Consider the following 21,089-nt stretch of genomic DNA (forward strand, 5'->3'; position numbering starts at 1 on the left):
ATCAACTTTGACGGGCAATCTTTTATTAGAAAAAACTTAGTAAACGCCTTTAAAAATTCAAAGTGTATAGCTAATAAGAATAAGACATGATTATACCTAAACTGCATTATATATCTCAAGGAAATTCTCCAAAAGAGCATCTAGAAAATATCCAAAAAGCATGTACATCTGGTATAGAATTAGTGCAATTACGTTTAAAAAATATTTCAGAAAAAAAATTTTTAAAGTTATCCACATCAGCCAGAGAAATCACATCTCATTTTCAAACCCGGTTAATTATTAACGATCATTATAAAATAGCAAAAGCCATTAAAGCTGATGGTGTGCATTTAGAAAAATCAGACGTCTGCCCTACTATAGCGAGAAAGCATTTATACACTTGGCAAATGATTGGAGGAACAGCAAATACGTTACAAGACTGTGAAATATTACTTGATAAAGAAGTTGATTATATAACTTTAGGGCCATTTAGAGTTGAAATAACCAAAGATAATTTAAATCCACCTTTAGGTCTAAACGGCTATACTGCAATTATAGAAAATTTAAAAACCGAAACGCCAATTATTGGTGCGGGAGGCATGACCATAAAAGATGTTACAAATGTATTAGAGACTGGTGTTTCTGGAATTACTGTATCTGGAGAAATTACCAGAAATTTTGATTCTATAAAAATATTTAACCAATTACTAAAAGCATCCTCAACAGAAGAGCAGCGACATACATTCAAATAAAGTAGGCACTATTTTAGAATTTCACAATAAATTAAAAAATTAAAACCATTTTAATATTCTTAGAAGATATAAGCATATTTAAGAATAAAACGTTAGACGTACTCCTACTCTATTTAACTCAGTATACCTTAAATTTTGCTAATAAATTAGTGTCTCACATAGTTAAATTAACAAGATATTATAAAAAAGATGCCCAAAACTTATAACTTTATACATAGATATGAAGGAAGTATTCCATGAAAAAATGTCTTTTACAGTTATCATTTATTTTTATTGAGATACTTTAGTGGAAACTGTTATATGATATAGAAGAAATTCTCATTAAAAGCTATGAAACAGAAACGGTTGATTTTAAGGATGAATTATAGATTCAATAATTGCAATTGAAGTCTCAAATGAACCAGATAAAATCTGTGAAAACCTATTATGTGCAAACCACAATTATTAATTATCTAACTCAGAAATAATGACACACATCTATTATATACATGGAATGAATTGTAACGGGTGTCGCAGCCATGTGGAAGAAATACTTTCAAAAGTGGAGGGAGTTTCAAAAGCTAAGGTTGATTTAGAAAAGGCAGAAGCCATAATTGAAATGGAATCACATATTCCATTAAAAAGTTTTCAAAAAGCCTTAAAAAGTGAGGGTGATAGATATAGCATTCATAATTCAGTAGAAGATCATCAACATTCTAAAGCAGAAAAAAAAGAACAACCAATAGGGAAAAGTACAGGGGTGTTTTATTGTCCAATGCATTGCGAAGGCGACAAAATCTATGACAAATTAGGCGATTGTCCGGTATGCGGAATGGACTTGGTTGAAGAAATTAGTTTAACCTCGAAAAGCGCGCTGTTCACTTGTCCAATACATCCAGAAATTATGAATGATGAACCAAGTTCGTGTCCCATTTGCGGCATGGATTTAGTTCTATTGGAAACAGATATTTCAGAAGAAGATAAAACTTATAAAAAGCTATTAAAAAAATTTGGGATTGCAGTCGCCTTTACGCTGCCGATATTTCTAATAGCAATGTCCGAAATGTTAGATAAAAATCCGTTGTATGCTATTTTGGATCAAAAGCAATGGAATTGGATTCAATTTGTATTGTCTTTTCCAGTGGTTTTTTATGCCACTTCGATGTTTTTTAAACGTGCCTGGACTTCTATTAAAACAATGAATCTAAATATGTTTACGCTTATTGGAATTGGTTCTGGTATAGCGTGGCTATTTAGTGTTTTCGCCATGTTGTTTCCTGAGGTGTTTCCTCAAGATTTTAAAACATCTGATGGTAACGTATTTGTGTATTTTGAGGCTGCTACTGTCATTCTTACATTAGTGTTATTAGGCCAATTATTAGAAGCCAAGGCGCATAGTCAAACTAGTGGCGCCATAAAGGAATTATTAAAATTAGTGCCTTCAACTGCGACCTTGGTTGCAGATGGTGGCGATAGAATAATAGCTATTGATAAAATTAAACAAGGTAATTTATTACGTGTAAAACCTGGAGAGAAAATACCCGTTGATGGCCATGTTGTAGAGGGGTACAGCAGTATTGATGAGTCCATGATCACTGGTGAGCCTATTCCTGTAGATAAAAATGTTGGTGATAAAATAAGTTCTGGAACAATTAACGGTACAAAATCATTTATAATGAAAGCTGAAAAAGTAGGTTCAGAAACTTTACTTTCTCAAATCATTCAGATGGTAAATACAGCAAGTCGTTCAAAGGCACCAATTCAAAAATTGGCGGATAGAATTTCTAAATACTTCGTTCCTATAGTATTACTAGTCTCGCTAATAACGTTTACTGTTTGGGTAAATTTCGGTCCCGAACCAGCTTATGTTTATGCCTTTATAAATGCAATTGCGGTATTAATTATTGCTTGTCCTTGCGCCTTAGGTTTAGCGACACCAATGTCAGTGATGGTTGGCGTTGGAAGAGGCGCACAATCTGGTGTTTTAATTAAAAATGCAGAAGCATTAGAGAAAATGAATACCGTGGATATACTAATTGTAGATAAAACAGGAACGATTACAGAAGGAAAGCCATCAGTTGAAAAGGTAATAGCAACTAATGCTGAGGAAGAAACTAAGTTAGTACATTACATAACATCCTTGAACCAATATAGTGAGCATCCTTTAGCCGAAGCAATCGTGAACTATGGTAAATCAAAAAAAGTATCAATTAGTAAAGTAAACGATTTTGAAGCCATTACAGGTAAAGGCGTTAGTGGTACAGTCGGTGATAAAAAAGTAGCTTTAGGAAATGCCAAACTATTAGAACAATTCTCTATTGTCATAACTGAAACTTTAGCAAAAGAAGTAAAGGCTGAACAACAACAAGGAAAAACAGTATCATACATAACAGAAGAAAATGAAGCGGTAGGTTATGTTTCTATTTTTGATGCTATTAAAAAAACAAGTGAAAAGGCTATTAAAGAACTACAAAATAATGGTGTTGAGGTCATTATGTTAACTGGAGATAATAAGAATACAGCCAAAGCCGTAGCAGAACAATTAAATCTAAAACACTATAAAGCTGAATGTCTTCCCGAAGATAAACTCAACGAAATAAAAACACTTCAACAACAAGGCAAAATTGTTGCGATGGCAGGCGATGGAATTAATGATGCACCTGCATTAGCACAATCCGACGTTGGTATCGCCATGGGAACTGGCACAGATGTAGCTATTGAGAGTGCAACAATAACTTTAGTAAAAGGAGATTTACGAGGGATTGTAAAAGCTAAAAAATTAAGTCATGGTGTGGTTAAAAATATAAAACAAAATCTATTTTTTGCGTTTGTTTATAATGTGGTGGGTGTTCCAATTGCCGCTGGTGTTTTATATCCGGTTTTTGGATTATTACTCTCGCCAATGATCGCGGCATTAGCCATGAGTTTTAGTTCAGTATCCGTAATAGCCAATGCATTAAGATTGCGAAATATCAAAATATAATAAAAATGAAAAAATATTTAGATTACTAAGAAATATTAGTTGTTGGTCAACTTTTGGGTTGGTTTCTTTTTGGAGGTTCTTCTAACAATGAAACAGAGCGTAGTCATGGCAAATACATTAAAAAGATTAGCTATATTCACTTGTTGTTTCTTGAACATTCATGAAAAAGACAAAACTAATGACCAAAACAAAGAAATTTAGAACATTCGAAGGCGTTTTTACACCATCAATATTAACCATCTTAGGTGTAATAATGTATATGCGCTTAGGTTGGGTTGTTGGTAACGCTGGCTTATTTGGTACTATCATAATTATCATTATTGCACACGTTATTGCTGTTACTACAGGTTTAAGCATATCATCCGTGGCATCTGATAAAAAAATTGGAGCTGGTGGTATTTATTATGTATTATCACGAAGTATGGGCATCCCTTTTGGAGGTTCTATTGGCATTGCTTTATATGTTGGAACCGCTTTTTCTATTGCCTTATATTTGGTTGGGTTTGCTGAAAGTCTTAATGGTTATTTGGGTTTTGGCATGTCAATTAATGATATTAGATTAACAGGAACCCTTGCATTAGTAGCTCTTACGGTTTTAGCATTGATAAGTACCTCGGCGGCACTTAAAGCACAATTTTTCATTCTTGCCGCAATTGTTATTTCATTGATTTCTATTTTTTTGGGAACCTCTGAATATACACCCGAAACGGTACATTTATTTTCTGATGAAGGCTCTGTCCCTTTAGAAGTTGTATTTGCCGTATTTTTCCCAGCTGTTACCGGTTTTACTGCGGGTATTGCTATGAGTGGAGATTTAAAAAATTCAAAAAAATCTATTCCTTTAGGAACTTTATCGGCTATTGGTGTTGGTTTAGTCATTTATCTTGGACTTGCAATTTTTATTGCATTTAATGTTAACTCCGAAGTATTAAAAACAGATTATAACTTTTTAATGAAAATGGCGCTCTTTACGCCGGCCGTTGTAGCGGGTATTTGGGGAGCTACTTTATCTTCGGCTTTAGGAGGTCTTTTAGGAGGCCCCAGAATTTTACAAGCCATGTCTATTGATAAGGTAACACCGAAAATATTTAGTAAAGGAAAAGGAGTCAATAACGAACCTGTAAATGCCTTGTTTATGGTTTTTATTATTGCAGAAGCTGGTATTTTAATTGGGGAATTAGATGTTATTGCCCGTGTAGTTTCCATGTTTTACCTAACAGCTTATGGCTTTATCAACATTTCTTATTTTCTAGAAAGTTGGGCAAATCCAGATTTTCAACCCACATTCAAAATTAAACGGTGGATAGGTCTACTTGGTTTTATAGCCTGTTTTGCAGTCATGTTTAAGTTGGATATGATGGCCATGATTGGTGCTTTTTCTATTGTAGCCTTGTTATATTTCGGATTGCAGCGCAAAGAAGTGAAGTTACAATCCAATGATGTATGGCGAAGTGTTTGGGAGAATGTGGTGAACAAAGGATTAAAAAAAATTGATGCCCAAATTGATAAAAACACCAATTGGAATCCAAATATTATTCTGTTCAGCGGACAAAGTGAACATCAATATTATTTGTTAGAACTATGTAAAACCGTTTCTGGGCGGACGGGGATTGTTACTAATTTTAAACTTATTGTGGGAAAGGATAATTATAAGCCCTTTAAAAAAACCGAACAAATAGTGAGGGATAACACCTTTAACCATCTTGGTATTTTTGCACGACAAATAAAAGTTGATAATATCTATAATGGCATAACAAATATAGCCACCACTTTTGGGTTTTCGGGCGTAGAACCCAATACCATAATGATGGGTTGGCCTAAAGGATTAGAGAATTCTGTGGAATATTCCCAAATGACTCAAACTCTATTGCATTTGGATTATAATTTATTGTATCTCGATTTTGATAAAAAAACAAAATTTGGTAATTATCACACAGTAGATTTTTGGTGGCGTGAAACAGACAGTAAGAATGCTGAAATGATGCTTAATATTGCACGATTTATAATTGCTTCTCCAAGATGGAACGACACCAAAATCAGAGTTTTATTTATAAATAATAACAATGTGGATATTGATGTTGTACATTCTAAAATTTCAGAACTTGTTGAAGACTTAAGGGTAAATGTTGAAATAAAAATTATCAATAATGCAGTGGAACAGCAACCTTTTTATAGCTTAATAAAGCAACATTCTGAATTTACAGATTTAACCATAATTGGTATTCCTAATTATAAGATTGAAAAACAAGCAGAATTTGTACTTAAAACCAATGATTTATTTGAAACGATAGGCTCAACCTTATTAGTTAAGGCTGCAAATAATTTTAACATTCTTGATTTAGATTTTATTAAAGACGCATAGTATTATTTCTTACTTATAAATTATATGTTATTACGCTTCTCTGCTCCTATTATTTTTTAAACCAATAATTTAGTGATTTATCAATAGCAATATATGGGGTTATTAGAAGATTATAAGGAGAATTATACAACAGGATCACCTATTAGTAATGCGATAAATTTAAAAAGTATTCTAATGATTATACATGGAACGGCAGATGATAATGCACACTATCAGAGTTTTGAACGATTGGCGAATAAACTCATAAAGCATAACAAAATGTTCGATATGATGTCATTTCCAATGCAATTATATGGTGTAAATGGACGTGGAGGCAAATCGTTAAACGTTAGAGTGATTATGGGTGTGTTTTGGAAACGCGTTCTTGATTAAAACTTCAAATGACAATTGTCATAAAAAAATTATATAAAGCTCGCTACATTTACTTTAAACTTAAATTATAAAAATGAAAAATCAAATTAAATTATTAACCCTACTTTTTAGCGCATCAATATTGTTTTGTTGTAAGGATAACAAAAGATATATATCCACAGAAAATGAGCAAACAAAAACAACACCAGCTACTAACCAATTGAATCCAAATTTACAATCTGATACTACAGTCGTTGAAACCTTTACCATTATAAAACCAGAAAATGGAATATCTTTAGAAGAACTATTTTCGAAGAAAGAATTATTTTCAAAAAATAGCATTATCGTTAAGGGGAAAGTAACGAAAATAAATTATGGTATTATGGACAGAAATTGGATTCATATTAGTGATGGAACTGAGTTTGAAGGTAAAAAAAGTTTAACGGTAACCACTCAAGATTCTGTAAATATTGGAGATATAGTGACTTTTGAAGGCAATATAATTTTAAATAAAGATTTTGGCCATGGTTATATTTATGACATCATACTAGAAGAAGGTAACATCATAGAACATATAATCTCAGAGTAAGCTTCAGGACTCTAAACAACGTTGTCTGCAATGTAATTAGCAATGGTGAATAATTATAGGATAAACGCAGCAAACTCTTGTAAAAAGGCGTTTTTTTTATGGAAGAATTATTAAATATATACTTATCAGATTTTGATAATTAACGCCTTAAATATATAAATCCGAAGATCTAGAGTGTGCTTCACTTTTTGCAGATGATTATTGTAAGGTGCTCATAATAAGCAATATTTGGCATTCAAAACATAGTTTTTACCCAAAAATATCGTAACTTTAGGATGAGCCATAGTCATCGTTTAATTGAACTCAATAAGCGCAATTTGCGATTTAGTTTTAATAAGGCAAAGACCAAATAAATAATAGTATTTATTAAGTTCATTGTCTTTCCATATACGTACAGATAGATAACCTTTAATACATTTTATCATGACCCAGTTTGGCATTTTCGCTATTATTATCGCGGTATTCTTAGTTCTTGGTATTCGAATCGTTTTTGAATACAAAAGAGCCATTAAATTTAGATTTGGAAAATATATAAAAACCTTGCAACCAGGGTTTCGATGGATTATTCCTTTTATTGAAACCATCCAAATTGTAGACATTAGAGTTATAACATTCAACATTGATTCACAGGAAGTGATGACAGAAGACAACGTGCCCTGTAGTATAGATGGCGTTGTGTTTTTTAAGATTGTTAATCCTGAAAAAGCAGTTTTAGAAGTTGAAGAATATAAATTTGCAATTACCCAATTGGCACAGGCAGCACTTAGAGATGTTTGTGGTAAAGTGGAATTGGACACCATCCTATCCAAACGTGAAGAAATGGGTAAGAACATTAAAGATATTGTTGAAAAAGAAACCCAAGATTGGGGTATTGAAATTAGCGATGTAAAGATAAAAGATATTCAGCTACCCGAAAACATGCGCCGTATGATGGCAAACCAAGCAGAAGCTGAACGCTCTCGTAGAGCTCAAATTATTTTGGCATTGGCAGAAGAGCAAGCTGCTGGTAAGTTACTTGAGGCGGGGAAACTGATAGATCAGTCTCCATCGGCCATAAAATTGCGTCTGTATCAAACGTTGTCGAATATTGCAGCAGAAAAAAATTCAACGATACTCTTCCCTTTCCCAGAAGAAGTGTTGTCCGTTAAAAGAAAGAAATCTAAAAAGGGTAAATAACGTTTGAATAATTAATTTATAAAGTTATGTGAATCCTTATCTTTGTGAACTTAATAACAAGGGTTAACAGATTTGCAACAGATAAAAGCTTACTTAGATCAAATAGCAACCATATCGAACTCAGATTGGGAATTTTTTACGTCGAAATTACAGCCTCGTATCATCCCTAAGAAAACGATATTTTTAAAAATCAATGACATAGAAGACCATATCTCTTTTATTGAATCTGGTGTTGTACGTTTATTTATTCCTAAAGAAAATCCGGAAAAAGAAATCACTTTTGGTTTTAGTTTTAAAGACCAATTTATTAGTGCTTATGACTCCTTTTTAACACAGAAACCGTCAGCATATCAATTACAGGCGCTAACAGAAACCACCCTATTAAGTATTACTTATGATGATTTGCAAGATGTTTATAACAATACCCAAATTGGAAATCTTATTGGCAGATTAACGGCAGAACGTCTCTTTTTGTTAAAATCTAAGCGCGAACAAAACTTATTGAATCTTACAGCAGAGAAACGCTACATGAAATTGTTTAAAGAGCGTCCAGAGCTCTTAAAGGTAATTCCTTTGAAATACATCAGCTCTTATATTGGTATCACTGCACAAGCCTTAAGCAGGATTAGAAAGCGTTTGTAACATGTAATTTATTGATTTGGGTTCATTGTTTGTTACATATCCTGCACCTACCTTTGCGAAAAAATATTTATGACTATTATAATTTTCGTTTTAGTGCTGTGGTATGGTGGCTTATTTTTTCAGTCTTTCTTTCTGCATCGCTATGCAGCGCATCAGGTTTTTACCATGTCGAAAACCATGGAGCGTATTACTTTTATTTTGACTTGGATTTTTCAAGGCTCAAGTTATTTAAGCGCTTATGGTTATGGGATTATGCACCGAATGCACCATGCCTATACAGATACTGAAAAGGATCCACATTCGCCATCTCATGATGCTAATATGTTTGCCATGATGTGGAAAACAAAAACAACTTATCAAGATATTAATAAACAACGTATTGAAATTGATTCGCGTTTTACCAAAAACGTGCCGCAATGGAAAGGTTTTGATAAATTTGCAGGTTCTCGCTTTTCGAGATTGCTTTGGATTTCGCTTTACATTCTATTCTTTGCAATCTTTGCGACGACTTGGTGGCAATGGTTATTATTGCCAATAACTTTTTTAATGGCGCCTATTCATGGTGTGATTATTAACTGGTTTGGCCATATTTATGGTTATGTGAATTTTAAGATGAAAAATACAAGTAAAAACCTGTTCCGTTTTGATTTCTTAATGATGGGTGAAGGGTATCATAATAATCATCATAAGCATGCTAGTAGCCCTAATTTTGGTGTGAAATGGTATGAGATTGATATGACCTATATGATTATAAAACTATTGAATGCTTTTGGTGTTATTAAGTTGAAACCCATTAAAATCAAGGATTAATATCTATTAGATACATACTTGCGAAAGAGTTACTGCTTGGGCAATGGATACGTTGGTTATCAGAATTTCATTTTTTTTAAAAGGAAAATTCCTAATAATGTTATTTTTAAACTTCTGAATATTAACAGTGTTCACTAATACGAATAGATTTTAATAAAAGCACAATTTATAAAACTTTTAGCACACATTATTAGTTTTATTATCCATTAAAAAATCAAGTATCTTCGCGCGCATTATGTGGATGTATCTCGGACTTTTATCAGCCTTATTTTTAGGCTTACACAGCTTATGTAAAAAACACGCTGTACAAGGAAATGAAGTTTTTCCTGTGCTTTTAGGTACCATTTCATCAGGCTTTTTATTAATTCTCCCTCTTTATATTGGATCCTTATTGTATCCAGAATATATGTCTGAAATACAACTTTATATTACTGATATACCATGCGGCATTCATGGTTTTATTTTAATAAAATCTGCTATGATGGCTGGCTCTTGGTTATTGGCATATCAAGCTTTAAAACATTTACCTATTACTATTGTTACGCCTATACGCTCTGCAGGTCCTTTTTTTACGTTTATTGGCGCTATTACTATTTATCAAGAAAAGCCTAACTTTTGGCAATGGATTGGTTTTTTTTTAATTATTTTTTCGGTGTTATTATATTCCAGAATTGGAAAAAAAGAAGGTATTCATTTTAAAAGAAATAAATGGGTATATGCTATTATTGGTGCTACTTTTTTAGGTGCATCTAGTGGTTTGTACGATAAGTTTTTAATTCAAAATTTAACCTTAAACCCACAAACACTGCAATTTTGGTTTTGCTTTTATACAATACTTATTCTATTGGTTATTTTAACAATAACTTGGTTTCCTTATGCTAAAAAGAGAGAAGCGTTTAAATGGCGTTGGTCAATACCATTGGTCGGTATATTATTAATATTAGCTGATTATTTTTATTTTAGAGCATTACAAGACCCAGAAGCTTTAATTATGTTACTTTCTGCTATAAAACGTAGCCAGATTATTATAGCGGTTGTTATTGGTGGATTGATTTTTAAAGAACAAAACAAACGCAAAAAATTAGTACCGTTAATAGGTATTATGTGCGGTGTCTTTTTGATTTTGTATTCTTAAATTATTTAGAAACAAAAAGCGAAACTAATTCTTCACTTACATCACAATTGTGTCTAGAAAATGGTCCGCCGCAAAAAAGCATTACCCCCATGTGCTTCTTGTAATTTAAAAATCTAATTCATATCAGCTAATAATTTTTTGATTATGACGCTGCAAGATTATATATCTTGGTTAAGATTATTTTGGGTTATAAATTATAAAATCGTAACCCTTACTTTTTTCTTTTTCAATCTGGTATTGTTTAATTTTTCAACCAATTCATCAGCCATGGTAAGCGGAATGGCAACAAATGCACAATCAGGCTTTAGTTCAATAGTTCCTAATTGATCTTTATTAATACCGCCTTGTTTAAAAAATAATCCAGCGATATCGCCTTTAGAAATCTTATCTTTTCGTCCGCCAGAAATAAATATGGTTTCCCAAAATTGTGGTTTATGTGGTGCTTTCTTAGAAATATTTATCCCTTTAACATTTTGAATAAATTCCGGCAATAATTGGCTTTCCCATTTCAATACATAAGCGGTTCCTTTTGCATTGACTCTAGCTGTTCTGCCGTTTCTATGAATAAATTCTTCTTCATGTCGAGGTAATTCATAATGAATAATATAGTTCATTTCTGGAATATCAATACCTCTAGCTGCCAAATCGGTTGCAATTAAGATTTGACTCGTGCCGTTTCTAAATTTAATTAAAGCCCGTTCTCTGTCCTTTTGTTCCATGCCCCCAGAAAAACAAGCATGACTAATTTTATTTCGCTTTAAAAAACGACTGACTTCATTAATACTATCTCTTAAATTACAGAAAATAATTCCAGGTTCATTACCAATATGCTGTACCAATTGCAACAACGTTTTTAATTTGTTTTTGTCTGGAGAAACCACTGTTTTAATAGCTAATTTTGATCCCTTTTTTTCTTTTAAATAGTTAACAATAGTTGGTTTATCTAACCTTACAAAACCCGGAACCTTAACTGCTTGAGTGGCAGACGTTAGTATACGCTTATTTACACTAGGTAATTGAGTGATAATCCCTTTCATTTCTTCCTCAAAACCATCTTCTAAAGACTTATCAAACTCATCTAATATGAGCGTCTTTATACTTGTTTTAGAAAACCTGTCACTATCAAAATGGTCTAATATTCTACCTGGAGTTCCTATTAAAATAGCTGGATTATGTTTAATTTCAATTTTGTCTTTAGACATAGGTCTACCGCCATAGACCGCATTTACTTTATATCCAGAACCCATAGACCGAATGACTTGTTCTATTTGAATAGCTAACTCTCTTGATGGCACTAGTATTAATGCTTGAACCTCTTTAGAATCAGGGTTTAAGACTTTTAATAATGGCAACGAAAAAGCCAATGTTTTTCCTGTTCCCGTTGGAGATAATATAACTGTATTTGTTGTTGTTTCAATTACAGAAACAGCTTCCTCTTGCATGGGATTCAAGGTATGAATATTTAATTTTGTTAAAATATCCTGTTGATTTTTAATACTATTTGCCATAATGACTATTTCTTTTTATGCTTTTTAGAATCCTCTCGTTTTGGATTCGTCATACCAGATTGCGCTAAGTAATTTGCTAATATTTTATCTACTAACTCCTCTTTTGTTAAATGATGAAATATCGTTTTTACTTTAGCTTTAAAATCTTCTGATACCTCTCGATTAGGCTTGGTTTTAAATATTTTTTTAGCCCATATTAAGCCATTGTTTTCATCAATGCTCTGTGCATCTGCTTTTTTCAATTCATTAAAAGTAATGCCTAATTCATTTTCAAATTCAGGAATATCTTCAATCTCTTCCTTTTGTATAATACTTAACGAAAACCCATTTGCTCCTGCTCTTGCGGTACGTCCACTTCTATGTACATAGGCATCGTAAGTATCTGGTAAATGATAATTAACCACATACGATATTTCTTTAACATCAATACCACGTGCAGCTAAATCGGTAGCCACCAAAATATCGATGTAGCCTTCTCTAAATTGTCCCATAATACGGTCACGAATACCTTGAGATAAGCTCCCATGAATAGCTCCAGATGAAAATTTATTAATGGCCAATTTTTTTGCTAATTTATTAACCGCCGCTTTGGTTTTACAAAAGATAATACCTCTTTCTCCTTCTTTAGTATTTAAGAAATGAAGCAAAACTTCTAGTTTTTCAATAGGTTCTACAACCACATATTGATGATCGATTCCCTGATGCCCAACGGTAGACATATCTGCCTCTATCTGAATAACATGTTTTGACATGTAATTTTGAACCAATTGCTTTATGGCACCAGGCATGGTAGCCGTAAACAATAACGTTCTTCTCGATTTCGGAATGTCTTTGATAATAAGATCTAAGTCGATTTTTAAAGCACTCACCATTTCATCGGCTTCATCCAACACTAAATACTTTATGTTTCTAATGTTTATAGCGCCTCGTTTTATTAAATCGACTAAACGTCCTGGAGTTGCCACTACAATTTGAGTAGCAGTTTTTAGACGTTCCATTTGAGGTTTTATAGGAATCCCTCCGCATACGGCAGCAATTGAAATTGCAGGGCTTTGAGAAGCAAAAGATATTAAGTTGGCATGAATTTGATGCCCTAATTCTCTTGTAGGCGCCAATATTACAACTTGTACGTTAGTGTCTTCAGTATTGATTAACTGTAACAAAGGCAATCCAAAGGCGGCTGTTTTACCTGTTCCGGTTTTTGCTAAAGCAACAAGATCTTCTTTTTGATTAAGTACAACGGGAATTGTTTTTTTTTGAATATCTGTTGGAACAGAAATTTGTAAATCGGCTAAGCCTTGGTTTAGCTGTTCATTAATTCCTAAATCAGAAAATGATTTTGTCATACCATAAATTTTTAAGCAAAGATAACTATACGACATCCTAGAACCTTCTAAATTAGTGCGCTAATTCACTTTAAAAATATGATGATGATAAAGAGCAATAAGATAATACCAGTTTCTTAAGCCTCTTGCAGCGTGCGCTTTGATTTCCTATAAATGAAGTTAGGATAAATGGCGCGTTTAGCGTAGCGATTCAATTTATTAGAATTAATCATCTTTATATATATGGTCTTCGTAACTCCAAAATACTCGTAAGTGGTGCCATCTAAAAAAGTAATTTCTAATAATAAACCCTTGTGAACGTAATCTGCTATTCCAGAATTTGTTATTGTTTCAGTATAGACATCTAAGTTTGCTGCTATAGTTTCAGGAGCAATACTCACCAAAAAGTGATACCCATCAATGATTTTACGGCTATTTACTTCAGCTTCTTCTAGCTTAGCATCGTCTTCTTGAAACTTATCTGGATGCCATTCTTTTGCTAAATTACGGTAACGTTTTTTAAGTATCTTAAGATCAATCTCTTTTTCTATACCAAATAGCTTCTTATATTGACTTATACGTTTCATAGACTCCTTTTTTTACAAGCCGCGAAACTACATCTTTATTCTGAACTACTTAGCGTAAATACAGTGTTTTTTATTGTCGTGGAAATTGACCTAATTATTAAGTATGTTGGATGTCTTAATATACTGCTACTACTTCGGTAAACAACGCTAACTAAACATGATCCATTAGAAATTAGTACAGGTCACAAAAAAAGCCCATCTAAGTAGATGGGCTTCTGTAAAACTTTAAAGTATATGTATTAGATAACTTTTACGTTCACTGCATTTAATCCTTTGTTACCTTCTTGAAGATCAAATTCAACTTGGTCGCCTTCGCGAATTTCGTCTACTAATCCTGAAATGTGTACAAAGTGATCTTTTTCTACGCCTTCTTCTGTGATAAATCCAAATCCTTTAGCGTCATTGAAAAATTTTACTGTTCCTTTACTCATTGTAATGTAATTTAATTTATAATACTTATTGAATTACAAAGATGGTGCCATTTTTTGAAATACCACACATTAATTAACATATTTTTAATTTATTATAAACCTAGTTGTTGTGGTTAACTACTATTAAACATATCTTTTCTGTAAAATTTCCAATTGGTAGATTGTTTGCAATTAAAACAATAGCAATACATTATATTAAAAAACTAATATGTAGAAGTTTCCTCCTTACCCAGTACAATATCTCTTTTAGCTTCGAATAAGCCTTCTTTTTTATTAAGCTTAAGAATTCGATTAGGGTTAGTTTGTTCAACTTTGGTACGACATTTCCCTGTTAAAAGAGGATCATCGTCAAAAAGAAAAGTTTCAATTTTATACTCTGGCTTATTCGGCTCTTTGATAATTGGTAAAATTTGAGTTAACTCGTTACCTAATATATATTTACCTGGAACAAATGTGTAAAAGGTGTATTTACCATCATCATCAGTCTTTATCCAGCCTCTATGGTGAACATAGCGCTTTTTGTTTTGTCTTTTTAATTCGAAATTTCCGCTTTCATCTGTATGATGAATAAATAACATAACATTTTTAGCTGGGGTTTTTCCATCACTTTCATAGATGGTGCCTGTTATTTTTAACTTTTGCGACTTAGATTTAAAATCTGGAATAGTATCTATATTGTTCAATTGACTTTCAGAGTAATCATAAATAGGACTCCGTTTTTTGAAATTTTCAGGAATGTCATTAGCTTCTTGTGCTTGAAGTAAATTAAAACTAATGAATAAACAAACAAAACTTAGTAGGGTAATTAGATTTTTCATTTGGGGATGTTTTATTAATCTTCTCAAAATTAATTCAATACACACCCGTTTAAACAAAAAAATCGATTGAACTATAAAATTTCACGATGAATAGATGAAACGCAAATCATTTAAAAGAAAAATATACAAAATGATTGTAAACTCTTAATCTTTGTTTTAGAAATAATTAAAAGTAAAAGAAACGCAAAATTGATATAACTTATATCAACTATCAATAGAATTAACTTAATACTTTTTAAAAGCTTATTTTAAAATTCTATTAATTTCAGTAAACCAATCTTCAATATTAGTTTCATTAGTATCAAGTGCTACACTACCATTTCCATAAGGCCCATAAGTGTTTTTTTTAGTTCTAGAGAAAAATCCAACAATAGGTATTAGAGAGGCACTGGCTAAATGCATAACACCATTATCCGCAGAAATAAAAATGTTAGTGTTGTTAATAATTGCACCCATTTCTCGGATATCTTGACTATAGAAATTTGGAGCCTTGAAATTGATTTTAGAAATATTCTCTATAGGGAGCATTTCAATGATGTTATAATCCGGGTATTCCTTTAGCAACCTTGAATAAACCATTTCCCACCATGTTTCAGAATAGCATTTATTACCAGTAGCATTGGTGTATATGCAAATGGTATTCTTGTTATTTTTAACAATGTCTTTTAATATGTCTTTTCCTTTAGAAATTTCTTCTTCACTTAATTTAATATCTAAAAGAGGCATTTCACTAGTATCATTCTCAAAGCCTAGTTTCGAGAAATAGTGTCTTAAATTATAAATTGGATATTTGGAAATATGCTCATGATCTTCGTATTGATCTTTAATGGTTTCATCAACCTCTCCAAAAACTTTAATTTTTGCCTTGGCTAATTGCGTTAGCAACTTCCCCGAAGAAGAGTTTCTATCAGCATTTATAACTAAGTCATATGTTTTGCTTTTTACAGAAATCCAACTTTTAGAATACTTATATACATTATCAAAAGGCTTTCTAGGTAATTTTATAATGGTATTGATTTCTTTATAGTTTTCAAAAACGGGATGCGCTACACCTCCTTTTACAAATAAATCAATTTCACAATCAGGAAACATATGTATAACCTCTTGTACTAGAGGTGTTAATAGCAGTTGATTTCCTAATCGGTGATTTGGTCTTATAATTAATACTTTTTTTATATCTGAAATTTTAATTTCACCCTTTTTAGGTTCAGAGTAGGAACTACCAATATTTTTGGTAATGCTACGCATGATATTCCTTCTTATTATATTAATACGGCTTTTAAATTTCATTAAATTTTATATTCTATTAAATCGGCGCAAAATTACAAATTATAAAAATAATCTTGATTAAAGTAAATTGAAAATTAGAGTTTCGGTTTTACCTTTATACAAGGTGTTAAAATTAATCCGCATATAATCAAAGCAATACCTAATCAACTGAATACAGTATATATTTTACTAAAAGTAAAACGCCTAACAATGATGTAAATATAACTTCTAAGCACTTTAGATGAGCTATATAACGCAATGAAAATAAAGTACCTATGGGCCAATATCCGGTAGACATAAAAAATAATATTATAGAAGTAACACCAGCCAATCTCTCTTAAGACTAATAACTTTTTGGTGTTTAAAAATGTGTAAAATAAGGAGCTTATAGATTTAAAAAATACAGTTTGAAACGCACTTAAATATCTTAATAGTTAAACTATAGCGTTCATAAAAGCAAATGAATAGTACTAATAAGCATAAATTTTATTGTCCGCTTAACGTCCAATAGCTCTTGGTTTTAATACACGTTTTGTATTTATAAAATAAACACCCGTAAGTAAAACAACTGCCGCAATTATAGATTGAAGCGAGATATGCTCATTTAAAACCCACCAACCTAAAATTAATGCAATGATTGGATTAACATAAGTTGAAGTCGCTACTTTTTCTGGAGACACCTCTTTTAAAAGATAGTTAAACGATGTAAAGGCAATAATACTTCCAAAAACAATTAGTCCTATCATAGCCCATTGAACTTCTGGATGCCATGTAGTTGGTAACGACCAAGATTCATTTAATACCAAACTAATAATACCAAGCATAATGCCTCCCGTAAGCATTTGGTAACCTGTATTCACAAAAGAGTTTTTAGGTAAATCTGCTTTTCCTACAAAAATACTAGCATAAGCCCAACTTAACATACAAACAAAAATTAAAATCATTCCTAATATTTGGCCTTCTTTGTTGATGATTTCTTTCTGACTCACCAAAAGAAAGATGCCTATAAAACCCAAAACTACACCAATATAAGACATGAGTTTAATAGGTTTACCTTGAAATACACGCATCATTATGAGAATTACTAAAGGTTGTGCAGAAATTTCTAAAGCAGCAAAACCACTATCTAAATATTTTAAGGCCAAAACAGCAAGTCCGTTACCCATGGTTAAAAACAGGAATCCCGCAATTGTGGTATTTAATAATTGTTTTTTAGAAATGGAAAGACTAATACCTAATGATTTTGCTATAATAAAAATGATCATACTAGCAATAAGGAATCTAACAGAAGCCAGGAAAAATGGGGGTAATTGTGAAACAGATATTTTATTCAATAAATAGGTAGATCCCCAAATAATATAAATAGCAAAAAAGGCTAATATGATTAGAACCGTTTTACGCGATACGCTCATAATTAGCCTTTTGAATTATAAATTACTGGATTAAAATACCAGTATAAATATTATATTTTCTTTACTCTAACAGCGTTCATGCCTTTTTGCCCACGCTCTAATTCGTAAGTTACTTTATCGTTTTCCTCAATATCTTCAAGGGTTCCGCTAACATGTACAAAATATTTTTCTTGATTTATACTATCTATAATAAAGCCAAAACCTTTAGAATGGTCAAAGAACGATACTTTTCCTTCTTTGTTTACTGGCTCCTCCTCTTCTCTATCTTCTTTCTTCGGAATTCCAAGTTCAATGCTTTCAGCCTCAACTTTTTCGCGCATTGCTGGATCAGGTGGTGTATCGGTTAGATTACCGTTAAAATCTACATAAGCAAACTGAATTCCCTGTGGGTTTTCTTTAGCTTCAGCTCTACGAGCATCTTTCTTTTTTTGCTTTTCCTCTCTCTTTTTTAAGCGTTTTTTCTCTTTTTCAATTTTGTTAAATGTGACTTGCGATTTTGCCATAGTTTAAATACTCCTACTGGGTTTTTTTGAATTAATACGATGTAAAGATACATCTAATATTTATGATGCTATAATATTCACAGTATTAATAGTATCTGTGTTCCAAAAACGCCTTAAAAAAAGATAGGCTGTTATTTGGAAGTCTCCATAAAAAAGGGTCAGGTGATATTCGTTGGTTTGTATGTTAAATTATCGGACTCAGGAATATAAATATTTTACTATTCGCTTCTTCCTATCTTAGGCGTTCTCAAATGTGCCATCCATTCCCTTAAGCAAATCTAGAATTCTGTGTTTATGATCAAAAGTGAAGGTTCGTTTGGTGGTTTGTTAATGAAATTTAAAAAAAATCAAATAATTATAGTTATGTCATAATGAGTTACAACTTAGATTTTTTTTCTTACTAATGAAGTTGTTAAAGTTTTTAGTAAGTACGATTTTGAGATAATAGAAAAAAACCTGGATACTAAGCTGGTTCATTCTACAATTTCGTAATCAATATTTAATTTTCGCAAAGCTCTTAAAGCAGAACCAGAGTTTTTATCTTCAATTTCTATATCTACAGCATCTCCTTCTAACAGTATGTCTGTAAGTTCATTCGACAAAGATTCATTAATGTTAGATGAAACCTCTACAATACATTTGGCTATTGCTCTTCTATCTGGTTTAAGAGCATCACAAGACAATAAGTTTAATTTCATAATAGTTATATATTCGAGCTGAAACCAGATAAGTCTGGATTACATCCAAATCAGGATTCATTTTAATAATACAGAGATTAATTAGATTTGAAACGGTTAAGTGTTTTTATAATGAGCGTAGAACGAAGTTAGCTGATTTTTTTACAATGTCAACCAAAATAACCATTTAAACTTGGCTCACTAGCGCTTGTAAGCACAACAGTTAATTCGAAAGTCGCTAATCTTCAGGTGGATAACCATGAATACTTTCAAAAACGACATCAAAGTTTGAGCGCAAATAAGAATTAAGTTTCTTTTTGTAATCGCCCTTAAGCCACTCTACAAAATTGTAGGTACTTTTACTTATACATTTACTGTAACGTTGTATTCTAAAATCCACATCGTCACCAAGTTGTTTTGCCAATCCTAATGCATCATAAACATCTTCACTGTTTTCTATACAAATTTTAGCATGTTGCTCTATAGAACGCTCTAAAACTACTTTTGAAGATTCTCCTGCTCTTATAGAATCAACATAAGTTTTTTGAATATCAAAATGTACATCTTCAGATTTTGAAAACTCTGCACGTAAAGCATCTGGCATTTCATATCTAAAATTGCTTTCTAAATCTTCATCACTTAAAATGGCATCTAGATAGTATGTTGGAGATTTAAAAATACGCTGCCAATCTAAACCATCGCCCCAAGGTCCAAATCTGTGGAAATTATTACCTAAATCAATAACCGAAAATGTTCTCTTATCTTTTAAGATACGAGACCCACGACCAATCATTTGGTAATAAAGTGTTAAAGACTTCGTTGCCCTATTAAGAATAATACTATCAACAGTAGGTTCATCAAAACCAGTTGTTAAAATACTCACCGAACTTAAAATGGCATCTGGTGTTTTCTTGAACCATTTTAGGATCATGGCACGTTCCTTTTTTGAATTGGTATTATCCAAATGTGCTACAGGATAACCAGCTCTTCTAAACGTATCATAAACATGTAAAGAGGTATTAATACCATTATTAAAAATTAAAGTCTTCTTTCCTTTTGCACGTTCTTCGTATGCTTGTAACAACTTGGATAGCATATCATTATCCGTATACAAGTCTTCAGATGATTTAACAGTATAATCGCCGTTAGCACCAACTACTAATGAGGTTAATCCAACATTATACGTAAACATTTCTGCTCGGGCTAAGAAGCCATTATCTATAAGGGACTCTATACTCTCACCAACAATTAATTCATCATAATTGTCAGTCATTGGCAATTCAATACTCGAACTTAATGGCGTTGCGGTAACACCTAAAATGAATGATTTACTAAAAAACTTGAATAATTTTGTAAATGAGTTGTAGTGTGCTTCATCAATAATTACTAATCCAATATCCGAAATATCAAGCTTATCATCATTCAATCTGTTATTTAACGTCTCAACCATCGCTACGAAACAGCTGTATTCTGATTGATCACTTAAATCTGCTTTACTATCTACAACTTTATTGTTAACACCAAATTCTGTAAGCATATTAGAGGTTTGCTTACATAATTCTATACGGTGCGTCATCACTAACACTTTCTTTTTATGGTGCTTTAAATACTGCCTTACTATTTCAGAAAAAATCACTGTTTTACCACCACCTGTTGGTAACTGATACAGCAAGTGATAATCCTCAGGAGATTCTTCGAAAGCTGTAAAAATTTTATCAATAGCACCTTTTTGATAACTATATAAATCTTTACCTTCTTTTCTTTCCTCTAATTCTAATTGAGCTTTTGTAATCTCCATACT

At 32.0% G+C, this 21,089-nt stretch carries 19 protein-coding genes and 1 pseudogene; 10 read left to right on the forward strand and 10 right to left on the reverse strand.

The genetic code is table 11. The features are described 5' to 3' along the window. Positions 1–86 precede the first annotated feature (86 nt). The 10 genes and pseudogenes from QZ260_RS02425 (at position 87) to QZ260_RS02470 (ending at position 10,758) form a co-directional block, all read left to right on the forward strand. Positions 87–731: a thiamine phosphate synthase gene (locus QZ260_RS02425; protein ID WP_295982331.1), complete on the forward strand. Its 645-nt coding sequence runs from the start codon at positions 87–89 to the stop codon at positions 729–731. A gap of 302 nt (positions 732–1,033) precedes the next feature. Beyond that, positions 1,034–1,198 (forward strand): annotated as a pseudogene (locus QZ260_RS02430) (TolC family protein); the annotation flags it as partial. Beyond that, entirely contained in the window at positions 1,198–3,693 is a 2,496-nt protein-coding gene (locus QZ260_RS02435; protein WP_295982332.1) for a heavy metal translocating P-type ATPase, read from the forward strand. The pseudogene QZ260_RS02430 and the gene QZ260_RS02435, both read left to right, overlap by 1 nt. Positions 3,694–3,853: 160 nt before the next feature. Then, the gene (locus tag QZ260_RS02440) at positions 3,854–6,055 is read left to right on the forward strand and encodes an amino acid permease (RefSeq protein WP_295982334.1); all 2,202 of its coding nucleotides are present in this window, start codon (positions 3,854–3,856) and stop codon (positions 6,053–6,055) included. A gap of 93 nt (positions 6,056–6,148) precedes the next feature. Next, positions 6,149–6,427 (forward strand): prolyl oligopeptidase family serine peptidase, encoded by a 279-nt coding sequence (locus QZ260_RS02445; protein WP_295982337.1) that lies wholly within the window; start codon positions 6,149–6,151, stop codon positions 6,425–6,427. A gap of 73 nt (positions 6,428–6,500) precedes the next feature. Next, on the forward strand, positions 6,501–6,995 hold the full coding sequence (locus QZ260_RS02450) for a hypothetical protein (RefSeq protein ID WP_295982340.1): 495 nt from the start codon (positions 6,501–6,503) through the stop codon (positions 6,993–6,995). Between the two features lie 423 nt (positions 6,996–7,418). Next, positions 7,419–8,171, forward strand: a complete 753-nt coding sequence (locus tag QZ260_RS02455) for a slipin family protein (protein WP_295982343.1) — start codon at positions 7,419–7,421, stop codon at positions 8,169–8,171. 72 nt (positions 8,172–8,243) lie between these two features. Then, positions 8,244–8,813 carry a Crp/Fnr family transcriptional regulator gene (locus QZ260_RS02460; protein ID WP_295982344.1) on the forward strand — a complete coding sequence of 190 codons (570 nt, stop codon included), beginning with the start codon at positions 8,244–8,246 and terminating at the stop codon, positions 8,811–8,813. 69 nt (positions 8,814–8,882) lie between these two features. Beyond that, positions 8,883–9,623, forward strand: a complete 741-nt coding sequence (locus QZ260_RS02465) for an acyl-CoA desaturase (protein ID WP_295982347.1) — start codon at positions 8,883–8,885, stop codon at positions 9,621–9,623. 235 nt (positions 9,624–9,858) lie between these two features. Further along, positions 9,859–10,758, forward strand: a complete 900-nt coding sequence (locus QZ260_RS02470; RefSeq protein WP_295982351.1) for a DMT family transporter — start codon at positions 9,859–9,861, stop codon at positions 10,756–10,758. A gap of 194 nt (positions 10,759–10,952) precedes the next feature. On the opposite strand, the gene QZ260_RS02475 is transcribed toward QZ260_RS02470, so the two are convergent. The 10 genes from QZ260_RS02475 to QZ260_RS02520 form a co-directional block, all read right to left on the reverse strand. Continuing rightward, the gene (locus QZ260_RS02475) at positions 10,953–12,266 is read right to left on the reverse strand and encodes a DEAD/DEAH box helicase (RefSeq protein ID WP_295982353.1); all 1,314 of its coding nucleotides are present in this window, start codon (positions 12,264–12,266) and stop codon (positions 10,953–10,955) included. A 5-nt stretch (positions 12,267–12,271) separates the two neighbouring features. Next, positions 12,272–13,612, reverse strand: a complete 1,341-nt coding sequence (locus tag QZ260_RS02480) for a DEAD/DEAH box helicase (protein WP_295982354.1) — start codon at positions 13,610–13,612, stop codon at positions 12,272–12,274. A 116-nt stretch (positions 13,613–13,728) separates the two neighbouring features. Beyond that, a complete protein-coding gene (locus QZ260_RS02485) occupies positions 13,729–14,178 on the reverse strand; it encodes a KTSC domain-containing protein (RefSeq protein ID WP_295982356.1) in 450 nt (149 codons plus the stop codon). A 239-nt stretch (positions 14,179–14,417) separates the two neighbouring features. Beyond that, positions 14,418–14,609 (reverse strand): cold-shock protein, encoded by a 192-nt coding sequence (locus QZ260_RS02490; RefSeq protein WP_203253448.1) that lies wholly within the window; start codon positions 14,607–14,609, stop codon positions 14,418–14,420. A 203-nt stretch (positions 14,610–14,812) separates the two neighbouring features. Then, positions 14,813–15,427: a hypothetical protein gene (locus QZ260_RS02495; RefSeq protein ID WP_295982361.1), complete on the reverse strand. Its 615-nt coding sequence runs from the start codon at positions 15,425–15,427 to the stop codon at positions 14,813–14,815. 243 nt (positions 15,428–15,670) lie between these two features. Beyond that, entirely contained in the window at positions 15,671–16,675 is a 1,005-nt protein-coding gene (locus tag QZ260_RS02500; RefSeq protein WP_295982362.1) for a glycosyltransferase family 9 protein, read from the reverse strand. Between the two features lie 518 nt (positions 16,676–17,193). After that, positions 17,194–18,108 (reverse strand): EamA family transporter, encoded by a 915-nt coding sequence (locus QZ260_RS02505; RefSeq protein ID WP_295982363.1) that lies wholly within the window; start codon positions 18,106–18,108, stop codon positions 17,194–17,196. Between the two features lie 50 nt (positions 18,109–18,158). Then, a complete protein-coding gene (locus QZ260_RS02510) occupies positions 18,159–18,611 on the reverse strand; it encodes a cold shock domain-containing protein (protein WP_295982365.1) in 453 nt (150 codons plus the stop codon). Positions 18,612–19,084: 473 nt separating this feature from the next. Continuing rightward, positions 19,085–19,309, reverse strand: coding sequence for a hypothetical protein (locus QZ260_RS02515; RefSeq protein WP_295982368.1), 225 nt, complete (start codon positions 19,307–19,309; stop codon positions 19,085–19,087). Positions 19,310–19,526: 217 nt separating this feature from the next. Further along, on the reverse strand, positions 19,527–21,086 hold the full coding sequence (locus QZ260_RS02520) for a DEAD/DEAH box helicase family protein (RefSeq protein WP_295982369.1): 1,560 nt from the start codon (positions 21,084–21,086) through the stop codon (positions 19,527–19,529). Positions 21,087–21,089: the final 3 nt, after the last annotated feature.

The organism is uncultured Algibacter sp., from assembly GCF_905480415.1.
In the GTDB taxonomy this organism is placed as follows: domain Bacteria; phylum Bacteroidota; class Bacteroidia; order Flavobacteriales; family Flavobacteriaceae; genus Algibacter_B.

Bases quoted from the DNA above. Each gene is read 5' to 3' on its own strand.
- QZ260_RS02455 (WP_295982343.1), top strand. From the start codon at position 7,419: ATGACCCAGTTTGGCATTTTCGCTATTATTATCGCGGTATTCTTAGTT.
- QZ260_RS02435 (WP_295982332.1), top strand. From the start codon at position 1,198: ATGACACACATCTATTATATACATGGAATGAATTGTAACGGGTGTCGC.
- QZ260_RS02495 (WP_295982361.1), bottom strand. From the start codon at position 15,427: ATGAAAAATCTAATTACCCTACTAAGTTTTGTTTGTTTATTCATTAGT.
- QZ260_RS02500 (WP_295982362.1), bottom strand. From the start codon at position 16,675: ATGCGTAGCATTACCAAAAATATTGGTAGTTCCTACTCTGAACCTAAA.
- QZ260_RS02440 (WP_295982334.1), top strand. From the start codon at position 3,854: ATGAAAAAGACAAAACTAATGACCAAAACAAAGAAATTTAGAACATTC.
- QZ260_RS02425 (WP_295982331.1), top strand. From the start codon at position 87: ATGATTATACCTAAACTGCATTATATATCTCAAGGAAATTCTCCAAAA.
- QZ260_RS02505 (WP_295982363.1), bottom strand. From the start codon at position 18,108: ATGAGCGTATCGCGTAAAACGGTTCTAATCATATTAGCCTTTTTTGCT.
- QZ260_RS02445 (WP_295982337.1), top strand. From the start codon at position 6,149: ATGGGGTTATTAGAAGATTATAAGGAGAATTATACAACAGGATCACCT.
- QZ260_RS02480 (WP_295982354.1), bottom strand. From the start codon at position 13,612: ATGACAAAATCATTTTCTGATTTAGGAATTAATGAACAGCTAAACCAA.
- QZ260_RS02470 (WP_295982351.1), top strand. From the start codon at position 9,859: ATGTGGATGTATCTCGGACTTTTATCAGCCTTATTTTTAGGCTTACAC.
- QZ260_RS02510 (WP_295982365.1), bottom strand. From the start codon at position 18,611: ATGGCAAAATCGCAAGTCACATTTAACAAAATTGAAAAAGAGAAAAAA.
- QZ260_RS02520 (WP_295982369.1), bottom strand. From the start codon at position 21,086: ATGGAGATTACAAAAGCTCAATTAGAATTAGAGGAAAGAAAAGAAGGT.
- QZ260_RS02515 (WP_295982368.1), bottom strand. From the start codon at position 19,309: ATGAAATTAAACTTATTGTCTTGTGATGCTCTTAAACCAGATAGAAGA.
- QZ260_RS02465 (WP_295982347.1), top strand. From the start codon at position 8,883: ATGACTATTATAATTTTCGTTTTAGTGCTGTGGTATGGTGGCTTATTT.
- QZ260_RS02485 (WP_295982356.1), bottom strand. From the start codon at position 14,178: ATGAAACGTATAAGTCAATATAAGAAGCTATTTGGTATAGAAAAAGAG.
- QZ260_RS02490 (WP_203253448.1), bottom strand. From the start codon at position 14,609: ATGAGTAAAGGAACAGTAAAATTTTTCAATGACGCTAAAGGATTTGGA.
- QZ260_RS02475 (WP_295982353.1), bottom strand. From the start codon at position 12,266: ATGGCAAATAGTATTAAAAATCAACAGGATATTTTAACAAAATTAAAT.
- QZ260_RS02450 (WP_295982340.1), top strand. From the start codon at position 6,501: ATGAAAAATCAAATTAAATTATTAACCCTACTTTTTAGCGCATCAATA.